Origin of the sequence: Gordonia sp. BP-119 (genome assembly GCF_016924115.1) — a bacterium.
Classification (GTDB): Bacteria; Actinomycetota; Actinomycetes; order Mycobacteriales; family Mycobacteriaceae; genus Gordonia; species Gordonia hongkongensis.
Genome location: NZ_JAFFZF010000001.1, coordinates 122,878 through 135,604, shown reverse-complemented (window position 1 = coordinate 135,604; position 12,727 = coordinate 122,878). Strand labels below are relative to the sequence as shown.

Below are 12,727 nucleotides of genomic sequence, written 5' to 3'. Positions count from 1 at the left end.
CGAGGATAGACGTCGGCCATCTGCCGTTTCGCGGTGTCCGGGCACAATGGGACGCATGGCTATCGAAGGCACTCCAGGACCCGGCCCCACCTCAGGACCGTTCGGCTCGGCCGGCGACTCCGACAACGTGATCGTCGTCGGCGCGGGCACGGATGGGCAGACGGACGGCGAGTCGTCGGAATCGACCAGCGTCGCCGACATGGTCGAGCAACCCGCCAAGGTCATGCGCATCGGCACGATGATCAAGCAGCTGCTCGAAGAGGTGCGTGCGGCTCCTCTCGACGACGCGTCGCGCAATCGCCTGCGTGAGATCCACCAATCGTCGGTGCGTGAACTCGAAGAGGGGCTCGCGCCCGAGCTGCGCGAAGAACTCGAACGTCTCGCGCTCCCCTTCTCCGACGAGGGCACCCCGTCGGACGCCGAGCTCCGCATCGCCCAAGCCCAGCTCGTGGGCTGGCTCGAGGGACTCTTCCACGGCATCCAGACCGCACTGTTCGCCCAGCAGATGGCCGCCCGCGCCCAGCTCGAACAGATGCGTCAGGGCGCGCTTCCGCCCGGCATGCCCACCCCCGGCGGCGCCGGCGGACCCGGCCACAGCACGGGGCAGTACCTCTAGGTCGCCACACCGGCTCAACCGGCTGAGGGTCACCCGCTCAACCGGCAGCGGGCAGCGGATGGGCCGAGGGGTACGCTGACTCCTCGTGTCAGCGGTAGTAGACGACGACGCGATCCCCGCGCGTCCCCAGGGCTCTGATTCGCGCAGCTTCGCGCGCGCGGTCAAGGACCTCCGCGACGGTTTCGCGAGCCGCGAACTGTGGTTCCACCTCGGCTGGCAGGACATCAAGCAGCGCTACCGACGTTCGGTCCTGGGACCGCTGTGGATCGTGATCGCGACCGGTGTGACCGCGATCGCGATGGGTCTGCTCTATGGCGAGCTCTTCGGCATGGACATCAGGGTGTTCCTGCCATACGTCGCGCTTGGCTTCATCTTCTGGAACTTCATCTCGAGCTCGATCCTCGAGGGATCCGAGGTGTTCTCGAAGAACGAGGGCCTGATCAAACAGCTTCCGGCTCCCGTGAGCGTGCACGTCTACCGCGTGGTGTGGCGCGCGTTGATCATCTTCGCGCACAACGTCGTCATCATCGTCATCCTGTTCCTGATCTTCCCGCCGCCGCTCAACTGGACCGTCACGCTGATCGTCCCGGCCCTCGCGCTGTATGTGGTCAATTCGATCTGGGTGACGATCGTGTTCGGCATCCTGTCGACCCGATTCCGCGACATCGGCCAGCTCCTCACCACCGCGGTGCAGCTGGTCTTCTTCATGACGCCGATCATCTGGACGACGCAGAGCCTCGGGAACGCGACCGGCGAGGCGTCGTCGAGGTTGAAGCTCGTCGAGCTGAACCCGATGTTCCATTATCTGGAAATAGCGCGCGGACCGCTGCTGGGCGAGCCGGTCGAGTTCTACCACTGGGCCGTCGTCCTGGGCTGCACCGCCGTGGGCTGGGTGCTGGCCATGCTGGTGTTGCGCAACTACCGGGCCCGCGTGGCGTACTGGGTGTAGGGACGGATTCGATGGCCAGGAACAACGATCTCGGAGACAACCGCGTCCGCGTGGACACGTGGGACGCGTGTGTGGACTTCCCGATCTTCGACGCCAAGACCCGGTCGCTCAAGAAGTCGGTCATCGGCGCGGCCGGCGGCGTCATCGGCTCCACCGAGTCGAACGTGGTCGTCGTCGAGGCACTCAAGGACATCAACCTGCACCTCAAGCACGGCGACCGGATCGGGCTGGTCGGCCACAACGGCGCCGGCAAGTCGACGCTGCTTCGTCTGCTGTCGGGCATCTACGAACCCACGCGCGGCGCCTGCCGGGTGCACGGCCGGGTCGCCCCCGTCTTCGACCTCGGCGTCGGCATGGACCCCGAGATCTCCGGCTACGAGAACATCATCATCCGCGGCATGTTCCTGGGCATGACGCGCAAGGAGATGCTCAAGAAGATCGACGACATCGCGGAGTTCACCGAGCTCGGCGACTACCTGCAGATGCCGCTGCGCACCTACTCCACCGGTATGCGGGTGCGCATCGCACTCGGCGTGGTGACCTCCATCGACCCGGAGATCCTCATCCTCGACGAGGGCATCGGTGCCGTCGACGCCGACTTCATGCGCAAGGCGCGGGGTCGGCTCCAGGCGCTCGTCGAGCGGTCGGGAATCCTGGTGTTCGCCAGCCATTCCAATGAGTTCCTGGCCCAGCTGTGCGACCGCGCCCTGTGGATCGACCACGGACAGGTCCGCATGGAAGGCGGCATCGAAGAGGTCGTCGAGGCCTACGAGGGCCCCGATGCCGCGGCACACGTCCGCAGGGTGATCGCCGACCTGGAGAAGGCGGACAAGAAGGGGACCCCGGAGTGACCGACGGCGCCGTCGCTCCGAAGGTCATCGCGGTCGTGGTCACGCACCGTCGCGTGGAGCTGCTCGCCGAGTCGCTGGCCGTGGTCTCTGGCCAGGACCGGCCCGTCGACCATCTGATCGTCGTCGACAACGCCGACGAACCAGAAGTCGCCGAACTCGTTGCGGCGCAGCCCGTTCCGACGACCTACCTCGGGTCGAGACGAAACCTCGGCGGTGCCGGCGGATTCGCGCTGGGCATGCTGCATGCGCTCGCCCTCGGCGCCGACTGGGTCTGGTGCGCCGACGACGACGGCCGACCCGACGGTCCGGCGGTCCTCTCGACGCTGCTCGACTGCGCCGCACGGCACGACCTCGACGAGGTGTCACCGGTGGTCGCCAACCTCGACGACCCGGACACCCTCGCCTTCCCGCTGCGACGCGGACTCGTGTGGCGACGGAAGCGGTCGGAACTCTTTGCCGACGGTGAGACCCAGGACGACGATCTGCTGCCCGGCATCGCGTCGCTGTTCAACGGCGCTCTGTTCTCTGCACGGTGCCTCGAACAGGTGGGCGTGCCGGACCTGCGGCTGTTCTTCCGCGGCGACGAGGTGGAGGTGCACCGTCGGCTGGTCCGCTCGGGCGTGCGGTTCGGCACCTGCCTGCGCGCGGGATACCTCCACCCCGACGGCTCGGCGGAATTCCGACCGATCCTGGGCGGTCGCATGCACACCCAGTACCCCGACAACGACACCAAGCGGTTCTTCACCTACCGCAACCGCGGCTACCTGATGAGCCAGCCCGGACTCCGCAGGCTGCTGCCCCAGGAGTACGCCCGGTTCGGCTGGTTCTTCCTTGTGCAGCAACGTGATCCGAAGGGCTTCGCCGAGTGGGTGCGTCTTCGCGGCCTCGGTCGCCGAGAGCGGTTCACGCGGCCCTGAGGTGTTGATCCTTCACTGCTCCCTGAGCTGCGAGCGAAGCGAGCCACGAAGGGTTTCACAAGGCACGTCACCATGCCCTTCGAGGCTCGTCGACCTCGACGCGCTCCTTCGTCGCTTGCTCGGCCCGGCGGCTTGCGCTCCTCACACCTCAGGGAGCAATGGGTCCTCACACCTCAGGCAGCGGAATTCAGCACCGCTCGCGGGGTCATCCCCAACGCCGAGATCGCGCCCAGCGCAGCGATTCCCGCGAGTACCCACCAGGCGGTCAGGAACGAGTTGTGCACATCGGCGTACACCGCCGAGGTGCCGATGATCGCGACCAGCAAGCTGACACCCAGCGACATGCCGATCTGACGACTCATGTTGACCACCGCGCTTCCGGTGGCGGCCTGATCTGCGGGGAGGTCGGCGGTCGCCGAGGAGAGGATCGACGGCAACGCGAAGCCCACTCCGACACCGCCGATCAGCCAGCCCGGCAGGAACTCGGTGGCGAAATCCGGTGTGGCGTCGACCGACAGGGCGATGAGGGCCGACCCGAGACCGAAGAGCACACAACCGAAGGCGACGAGTCGCCCCACCGGGACCCGCGCACTGAGGCGATGCGACACGGCCGCGAAGATCGGGACCATCAGCGGTCCGGTTGACACCGCGAGACCCGTCACGATCGGCGAGAAGCCCCAGACCTGCTGCAACCACAGGATGTTCGCGAGAAGTGCGCCGGCGAACGGGATGGAGAACAGCAGCATCGTCACGTTCGCGACCGAGAAGGCCCGGATCCGCAGCAGTGCAGGCGAGATCACCGGTTCGGGATGACGCGCCGAACTGAGGACGAAGCCGACGAGCCCTGCCCCGGCGACGATCCACGCACCGGTGATCCGCGCGTCCGTCCAACCCCACTCACTCCCCTGGACCAGACCGAGTGTCAAGGCCCCCACCGAGACGACCAGGAGAAGCGCGCCCAACGCGTCGGGAAAGCCACTGGCCGAGACGTTTTGGGGGCGGGACAGTACGATCGCCCCGGCGACGATCGCCGCCACGCCGACGGGCACGTTGACCAGGAACACCCAGCGCCACGACGCCTCGACGAGGAGTCCGCCGACGGCCGGTCCGAAGGCCGCGGCCAGGGCGCCGGTGGCCGCCCAGATGCGCACCGACCGGGCCCGACGTTCCGGCGGCAACGTCGCCACGACCAGACCCAGACTCGCCGGGGTCAGAATCGCCGCGCCCAGTGCCTGCAGTGCGCGGAATGCCACCAGCCACCAGACGCCCTGCGCCGCGGCACATGCGGCACTCGCCGCGGTGAATATCGCGAGACCGAGTAGGAAGCCGCCCTTGCGGCCGTACCGATCGACGATCCGGCCCGCCGGAACAAGGAGCGCCGCATACAGGATGGCGTACGCGTTGAGGATCCAGGACATCTGGGACAGGGTCGCGCCGGTGAAGTCGGCGCCGATGTCGTCGAAGGCGACGTTGACGATGAAGACGTCGAGGCTGGCCATGAACGCCGCCCCAGACAGGATGAGCAGGACGAGGCCGGGCCGCGCGACAGTCGGCGCCGGCGTCGCCGGGCCGCTTCGAGTGACCGTCATCGGACCGGCCATCCGAGAACCCGGCGACTCTGGCGCGCGGAGGCGAGGAGCCGGCCGCCGCGGTCGCGCAGCGTGGTGTCGTCGACCGACCAGCCGCCGGACGTCGAGGTGTTACGCGTATGGACGAGAATCGGCGCCGGAGTGGCGTCGTCCAGCGGCGCCGTCACATGCATGGAGAATGCCACCGTCGGAAGTGCAAGCGGCGCGGTCAGAATCGGGAAGACGGCGGGCGGTAGGCAATCCGCCAGCAGGGCCAGGTAACCGGCGTCGACGGCCATCGGGGTTCGGGTGGTGATCCATGCCCGCATCCAGGCCTCGTCGGCTCCGGTGAGCGCGAGCGGACCGTCGACCGGTCGCACATCGAGCTGCGCGCCCATCGGCACGATCTCCGGCGGAACCATGAAGGGGTCGAGCCCTTCCGGGCCGGGAACGCCCGCGACCCGGTCGATGACATCGGTGGGTGCCGATTCCCCGACCCGCCCGGTCGTGACTGATGCCGACGCGATGTCGACACCCGCCTGGGTGACCGTGACGTCGACGACCCTCGTGTGCCGACCGACCTCCCGGACCGTCGGCGTCAGGAGCAACTCCCCGCCGTCGGGCTTGCCGACGAATCGCAGATCGAGAGCGCGCACCGACGTACCAGGCGCCGCGTCGGCGCCGACCCGGACGGCCAGCGCCGCGATGGCACCACCGTGCGGGCCCGACCATCCCCACCAGGAGGGGCCGATGGTCGCCGACCATCGACCGTCTCCGGTCGGGCTTGCTTCGAAACTGTCCAACAATCCGTCATCAACGGCTTCTTGCCTGCTGAGTTGCTTCACGCAACTCATGCAAGCAGGTTGAGTTGCGTCACGCAACCCACTACTCTCGATCCTATGCGCCGCGCCTCATTCGCCGAGATGAACTGCTCGATCGCCCAAACGTTGGAGATCGTCGGCGAATGGTGGACGCTGCTGATCGTCCGGGACGCGATGTTCGGCGTGACGCGATTCGACGAGTTCTCGTCGCGGCTCGGCATCGCGCGCAACGTGTTGACCCAGCGACTGGACACCCTCGTCGAACACGAGATCCTGGCGAAGGAGCCGTACCAGGACAACCCGGTGCGCTACGACTACCGCCTCACCGAGAAGGGCCGGGACCTCTGGACGGTTCTGGCCGCGTTACGTCAGTGGGGTGACCGGTGGACCGCCGAGGACGGCGCACCAGTGGTGTCGACACACTCCTGCGGTCAGACGATGACGGTCGAGCCGACATGCTCGGCATGCGGCGAGCGAATCGGCACCGGCGAACTACGGGTACACCCGGGCCCCGGCGCGACTACGGACAATCCCCTCGCGGGGCTTCGCTGACCCTGGGCCGACACAGCCAACAATTGCCATCCCCCTGCGCGCTGGAGACCTGCGACGATGACGAAGTCCATGTCGAATAACTAGAACGTGTTCTACTGTGGACGGAGTTTCACCGCCGTCCCGAGGAGCATGATGCGGTTCACGTATGCCGAGGCCATGACCGATCCGTCGTACTACGCGCCGCTCGCGCAGGCCGCCGAAGCCGCGGGGTACGCCGGCTTCACCATTCCCGACTCGCTGGCCTATCCGGAGGAATCGGACGCGAAGTATCCGTACACCCCCGACGGCAATCGCGAGTTCCTCGACGGCAAGGCGTTCATCGAGACGTTCATCCAGGCCGCGGCGCTCGGCGCGGTCACCTCGACCATCCGTTTCACACCCTTCGTGGTGAAGCTGCCGGTCCGCCCGCCCGCGCTGGTCGCCAAGCAGGCCAGCTCGGTGGCGTACCTGACGAACAACCGCTTCGCGATGGGCGTCGGCACGAGTCCGTGGCCCGAGGACTACGACTTCATGGGCGTCGACTTCAAGCGCCGCGGCAAGCGGATGGACGAGTGCATGGACATCATTCGCGGCCTGACCACCGGCGAGTACTTCGAGTTCCACGGCGAGTTCTACGACATCCCCAAGATCAAGATGACGCCCGCGCCCACCGAACCGATCCCGCTACTCGTGGGCGGCCACGCCGACGCCGCGCTGCGTCGTGCGGTCATCCGCGGTGACGGCTGGATGCACGGTGGCGGTCCGCCCGAGGAGCTCGAGACTCTGCTGGACCGGATCAACGAGATCCGCAAGGCCGAGGGAAAGACCAACGATCCGTTCGAGATCCACGTGATCTCCATGGACGCCTACACCGTCGACGGATGTAAGCGGCTGGAAGACAAGGGGATCACCGACGTGATCGTCGGTTTCCGGCTGCCGTATGTCATGGGCGACGACACCGAGCCGCTGCAGACCAAGATCGACCATCTGAACTGGTACGCCGACAACGTGATCGCCAAGGTCAACGGCTGATCGTCCTGCCTCTCCCGGTATTCTCCGCCCTGCCCTGGGGTATGGCACGGTTGCACCACCTGTACCGCTGGGGCACACTGCACAGCAGGGCGCCTCACGCATGCCGTGGCGCGGCCGACGTGCGGTGAGACTCCGAGGCGAACACTCGCCGGGCGGGAGGACAGTGATGACCGATTCGCCGAGCGGGTCGGTGTATTCATCTGTGCGCGAGCAGCTTCCGCCGCGCAGACCCGACGTTCTCGATCGCCGCGGGTTCCTTCGCGTCGCCGGTGTCGCCGGAACCGCCTTGCTGGGCACGTCCGTGCTGGCCGCATGCGGTGGCGGGTCGTCGGACACCGTCAACACCATCAAGGCCGCCATCGCCGGTGAACCCGACCAGCTCGACCCGCAGAAGTCCAGTTCCTACTTCACCTTCGAAGTACTCGAGAACGTCTTCGACACCCTCGTCGAACCCGACGAACAGCTGCAGATGCGGCCCGCACTGGCCGAGAGCTGGGAGGTCAGCCCCGACGGCCTGCAATGGACGTTCACGCTGCGCGACGGGGTCACGTTCCACAACGGCGACCCGCTGACCGCAGCCGATGTCGAATACTCCTTCCGTCGGATCATCGACGAAGAACTGTCCAACGCATACAAACTCGAGACCATCGCGTCGATCACCGCCCTCGACGACCGTCGGGTCCGGTTCACCGTCAGCGCGCCGACCCCCAATCTGCTGACGAGCATCGGCGGATTCAAGGGGTTGGCCATCGTCAACCGCCGCAACGTCGAATCCGGTGAGATCACGACCAGGCCGATCGGCACCGGGCCGTTCTCGTTCGTCTCCCGGTCGCCGGGCGCATCCATCGTGTTGGCGTCGAATCCCGACTACTGGGGTGGGGCGCCCGCCGTCGACGGCGTGCGCTACAGCTTCATCTCACAGGGAACGACCGCGGTGTCCGCACTACGGTCGGGTGAGATCGATTGGACCGACGCCATTCCCGCCCAGCAGCTCAGCATCCTGCGCCGCGACGACGCACTCGATGTCGGGACCGTGGTCGCCAACGACTACTGGTACGTCACGATGAACTTCGACGCCCCGCCGTTCGACGACACCCGGGTCCGCCAGGCGGTCGCGTATGCGATCGACCGGGACTCGATCGCGCAGGTCGTCGGGTACGGGACCGCGACGCCCAACGAGCTCGCGATCCCCGCGACCAGTCCCTGGTTCGCACCCTACGACCGCTATACCGCCGGACTCGACCGCGACGCCGCCGTCGCGAAGGCCAGAGACCTGCTCCGGCAGGCCGGCATCCGCGGACTCGACATGCGCCTGATGGTGACCACCGAGTATCCCGAGACGGTGACGGCGGCGCAGGTGATCGCGTCGAACCTCGCCGACGTCGGGATCGACGTGCGGATCGAACAACTCGACTTCGGCGCGTGGCTCGATCGCCAGGCCGCCGGCGACTTCGACGCCCTGCTGCTCGGTTGGCTGGGCAACATCGACCCAGACGACTTCTACTACGCCCAACACCATTCCGAGGGCACGTCGAACTCGCAGAAGTACTCGAACCCCGAGGTCGACGCCTTGTTGGACCGGGGTCGAACCGAACTCGACGTCGAGGCCCGCAAGCGGATCTACGCCGAGGCCGCGAGCATCATCGCCGACGACGTGAGCTACCTCTACCTCTACAACCCGTCGTCGACCCAGGCTTTTGTGACGCAGCTCCGGGGATATGTCGTCCGACCCGACAAGGCCATCCGATTCCGCGATGCCCGGCTGGAGAGGAGCTGAGATGACCGCGTTGCACTCACCGCTGGTGCGCTTCATCATCGTGCGGCTGCTCTACACCGTCGCGGTCCTGCTCGGCGTGATCGTCGCGGTGTTCTTCCTGATGCAGGTCGTGCCCGGTGATCCCGTCCGCATCGCGCTCGGCACCCGCTACACCCCGGAATCGTATGAGGCGCTGCGCAGCGCCTCCGGACTCGACCAGCCGCTGGCATCACAGCTGGTGAACTATGTCGGCAGTGCCTTCACCGGTGACCTCGGTGTCAGCTTCCGCAACAGCGAACCGGTCACGACGATGCTCTTCGATCGGCTTCCCGCCACCATCACACTCGCGACCGCGGCGATCGTCGTCGCGTTGCTCATCGCCGTGCCACTCGGTTTCTGGGCCGCGCTGCGGGAAGGTCGGCTGGCCGACAACGTCATTCGCGTGGTGAGCCAGTTCGGGATCTCCGTGCCCGACTTCTGGATGGGCATCCTGCTGATCGGTCTCTTCTCCACCGCGCTCGGCTGGTTACCATCGGCCGGGTACCAACCCTTCGCCGACGACCCACTCGGTTGGCTCGAACACCTCGTGCTGCCGGCGATCACGGTCGGGGTGGTGACCGGGGCGATCATGACGCGCTACGTGCGCTCGTCGGTGCTCGACGTGGTGAACGCACCGTTCGTGACGACGGCCGAATCAAAAGGGCTGAGCACCAAGCGTGTTCTCCTCGATCACGTCGGACGCAACGCGCTCGTACCCGTGCTGACCATCTCCGGTATCCAGTTCGCAGGTCTGCTCGGTGGTGTCATCGTCGTGGAGGTCGTGTTCGCCTGGCCCGGACTGGGTCTGCTGGTCTACGACTCGGTCGCCGCGCGCGACTACCCGGTCCTACAGGGTGCGATCCTGCTCATCGCGGTGATCTTCCTGGTCGTCAACCTCGTCGTCGACATCCTCTACGCCGTCATCGATCCCAGGATTCGACTGTCATGACCCTCACCTCACCCGACCCGCCGGAGCCCGGTACCGGAGTCGACGACGAACCGGCCGGCACCGAGCTCAACAGCGGAACGTCGACCGATTCGGCCTGGCGATTGCTGCTACGCAACCGCACCTCGGTGATCGGGCTGATCATCATCGCAGTCGTCCTCGTGTGCGCGGTGTTCGGTCCGCTCATCGCTCCATACGGCGCCAACGAGATCGACGTCCCGAATGCGCTGCAGGCACCCAGTTGGTCCCATCTCTTCGGGACCGACGACCTGGGTCGCGACGTCTTCTCCCGGGTGGTGCTCGCCGCGTCGGTGAGCATGCGCGTGGCGGTCATCGCAGTGGCGATCTCCCTCACCGTCGGCGTGATCCTCGGTATGGTCGCCGGTTTCGCCGGCGGGGTCCTCGACACCGCGCTCATGCGGATCGTCGACGTGGTGTTCTCGTTCCCGGTGCTGCTGCTGGCGCTGGCCATCGTGGCCATCCTGGGTCCGGGCGTCACCTCGGCGATGATCGCTATCGGCGTGGTGTATATCCCGATCTTCGCCCGGGTGGCGCGCGCCGACACCCTGCGGGTACGGCAGACCCAGTACGTCCAGGCGTCACGAACCATGGGCGTACGAACACCCGCCATCCTCCTGCGGCATGTGCTGCCGAACATCTCGGGTCCGGTCATCGTCCAGACCTCCATCTCCCTCGCGTTCGCGATCCTGTCGGAGGCGGCGCTGTCGTTCCTCGGTCTGGGCGTCCAGCCGCCGGACCCGTCGTGGGGCCGGATGCTCTTCGACGCACAGGGGTTCATCACCACCGCCTGGTGGATGGGTGTGTTCCCCGGTCTGGCGATCCTCGTGACGGTCTTCGCATTCAACCTCGTCGGCGACGGCGTACGCGATGTGCTCGACCCGCGCCAGCGCACGCTGCTGCGCAACCGCGGGTACGAACGCAAGTCGCCGACGGTGACCACACCGTCGACCTCGAAACACGTCGACTCCGACGGATCGGTGCTGCGCGTGGACGACCTCGTCGTCGGTGTCGGTCCGCGAGAGATCGTGCACGGCATCAGTTTCTCGGTCGCGCCGGGTGAGACGCTCGGTCTCGTCGGGGAGAGCGGATCGGGCAAGTCACTGAGCGTGTTGTCGGCGACCGGGCTCTTCGACGCGCCCAGCGCGTACGTCCGCGGGTCGGCCCGCCTCGGCGACACCGAAATCGTCGGCGCGACACCGGCAAAACTCCGGGCCCTCCACGGTTCGCGCGTCGGATTCGTCTTCCAGGACCCGTCGTCGAGCCTCAATCCCCTGCTCACCGTCGAACAACAACTGACCGAGGGCCCGCGCCGGCATCTCGGCCTCTCGCGGGGCGAGGCGCGCGAACGGGCCCTGGCGCTGCTGCGCGACGTGAACCTGCCCGACCCCGAAAGCCGTTTGCGCGCATACCCGCATCAGTTGTCCGGCGGCCAACGGCAGCGCGTCATGATCGCGATCGCATTGGCCTGCGATCCGGAACTCCTCATCGCCGACGAGGCCACCACCGCACTCGACGTGACCACGCAGGCACAGATCATCGACCTCGTCGCGAAACTCCAGCGCGAGCGCGGTATGGCGGTGGTGTGGATCAGCCACGACCTCGGCGTCATCGGGCGGATCGCCGACCGGGTGATGGTGCTTCGATCCGGCCGGATCGTCGAGAGCAATGACGTCACAACGCTGTTCGACGACCCGCAGGACGAGTACAGTCGCACGCTGCTCGACTCACGCCCGCTGCTGAGCAAGGTCACCGAACGTGGTGGCGCGTCGCCCCTTCAGAAGCGGGTCGACGACGAGCCTCTCCTGAGTGTCACCGGGTTGGGCGTCGACTATGTGGTCCGCGGCCCGTCGGGGCGCCGGGTGGTGCACGCCGCCGACGGGGTGGACCTGCAGGTCGCTCGTGGCCGGACGCTCGGGATCGTCGGCGAATCGGGGTCGGGGAAGTCGACCGTGGCCGGCGTCATCACCGGCCTCATCACGTCCGCCCAGGGCACGACGGTGCGAGGCAGCGTGACCGTCACCCTCGACGGCCGGCGGGTCGAGGCCATCGGGGCACGCGGTGCCGACGAAGCCCTGCTCCGACGCCGCGTCGCCATGGTGTTCCAGGACCCGGCCGCCTCGCTCGATCCGCGGATGACGGTGGCGGCGTCGATCGCCGAACCACTGCGGACGCACGGCCTCACCGACGGCCGGGACGGCACGCGGAGTCGTGCCGAAGAGTTGCTCGCCGACGTCAGCCTCGACGCGTCATACCTCGACCGCTATCCGCACGAGATGTCCGGCGGCCAGCGGCAGCGGGTGAGCATCGCCCGCGCGCTGGCGTCCGACCCGGAGGTCCTGATCCTGGACGAATCGACGGCATCGCTCGACGTGTCGGTGCAAGCCAGCGTCCTCGACCTGCTCGCCGAGCTCCAGCGTCAGAAGGGGCTGACCTATCTGTTCATCGCGCACGACCTGGCCGTCGTCGAGCAGATCAGCGACACCGTCGCGGTGATGCAGGACGGGAAGGTCGTGGAGAGTGGACCGGCGTCGACCATCCTCCACGACCCCGCGACCGACTACACCCGCGCGTTGCTCGCGGCCATCCCGCCGGAGGTCCCGCAGCGGGCCTGACCCGTCGACTGTGCGTTGCAACCCCGCCACGCCCGTCGGCACGGTTGCCAGGACGTCGTCGGCTAGGG

General features: G+C 67.2%; 11 protein-coding genes. 9 read left to right on the top strand and 2 right to left on the bottom strand.

All coding sequences use genetic code 11. The features are described from left to right. Positions 1–55: 55 nt before the first annotated feature. From JW364_RS00525 to JW364_RS00510, 4 genes are all read left to right on the top strand, one after another. On the top strand, positions 56–616 hold the full coding sequence (locus tag JW364_RS00525) for a bacterial proteasome activator family protein (protein ID WP_068971149.1): 561 nt from the start codon (positions 56–58) through the stop codon (positions 614–616). A gap of 85 nt (positions 617–701) precedes the next feature. Continuing rightward, entirely contained in the window at positions 702–1,565 is an 864-nt protein-coding gene (locus JW364_RS00520) for an ABC transporter permease (RefSeq protein WP_065631226.1), read from the top strand. An 11-nt stretch (positions 1,566–1,576) separates the two neighbouring features. Further along, a complete protein-coding gene (locus JW364_RS00515; protein WP_068971148.1) occupies positions 1,577–2,416 on the top strand; it encodes an ABC transporter ATP-binding protein in 840 nt (279 codons plus the stop codon). Then, positions 2,413–3,333 carry a glycosyltransferase gene (locus tag JW364_RS00510; RefSeq protein WP_205333287.1) on the top strand — a complete coding sequence of 307 codons (921 nt, stop codon included), beginning with the start codon at positions 2,413–2,415 and terminating at the stop codon, positions 3,331–3,333. Before JW364_RS00515 ends, JW364_RS00510 begins: the two co-directional genes overlap by 4 nt. Positions 3,334–3,506: 173 nt before the next feature. Here the strand turns inward: JW364_RS00510 and JW364_RS00505 are convergent, their stop codons facing one another. Both JW364_RS00505 and JW364_RS00500 read right to left on the bottom strand, forming a co-directional pair. Continuing rightward, complete coding sequence (locus JW364_RS00505; protein WP_205333288.1) at positions 3,507–4,934, bottom strand: DHA2 family efflux MFS transporter permease subunit; 1,428 nt, start codon at positions 4,932–4,934, stop codon at positions 3,507–3,509. Beyond that, a complete protein-coding gene (locus JW364_RS00500; protein ID WP_205333329.1) occupies positions 4,919–5,746 on the bottom strand; it encodes an acyl-CoA thioesterase II in 828 nt (275 codons plus the stop codon). Before JW364_RS00500 ends, JW364_RS00505 begins: the two co-directional genes overlap by 16 nt. A gap of 54 nt (positions 5,747–5,800) precedes the next feature. Between JW364_RS00500 and JW364_RS00495 the strand changes: the two genes are divergently transcribed. The 5 genes from JW364_RS00495 to JW364_RS00475 all read left to right on the top strand — a co-directional run bounded on the left by JW364_RS00495 (position 5,801) and on the right by JW364_RS00475 (position 12,659). Continuing rightward, entirely contained in the window at positions 5,801–6,274 is a 474-nt protein-coding gene (locus JW364_RS00495) for a helix-turn-helix domain-containing protein (protein WP_065631230.1), read from the top strand. A 132-nt stretch (positions 6,275–6,406) separates the two neighbouring features. Continuing rightward, complete coding sequence (locus tag JW364_RS00490; RefSeq protein WP_068972004.1) at positions 6,407–7,285, top strand: TIGR03619 family F420-dependent LLM class oxidoreductase; 879 nt, start codon at positions 6,407–6,409, stop codon at positions 7,283–7,285. 166 nt (positions 7,286–7,451) lie between these two features. Continuing rightward, positions 7,452–9,062, top strand: a complete 1,611-nt coding sequence (locus tag JW364_RS00485) for an ABC transporter substrate-binding protein (protein WP_205333289.1) — start codon at positions 7,452–7,454, stop codon at positions 9,060–9,062. Between the two features lies 1 nt (position 9,063). Continuing rightward, positions 9,064–10,029, top strand: a complete 966-nt coding sequence (locus JW364_RS00480; protein ID WP_205333290.1) for an ABC transporter permease — start codon at positions 9,064–9,066, stop codon at positions 10,027–10,029. Beyond that, positions 10,026–12,659: a dipeptide ABC transporter ATP-binding protein gene (locus tag JW364_RS00475; RefSeq protein ID WP_205333291.1), complete on the top strand. Its 2,634-nt coding sequence runs from the start codon at positions 10,026–10,028 to the stop codon at positions 12,657–12,659. The genes JW364_RS00480 and JW364_RS00475 overlap by 4 nt, the downstream gene beginning before the upstream one ends. The last annotated feature ends 68 nt before the right edge of the window (positions 12,660–12,727 follow it).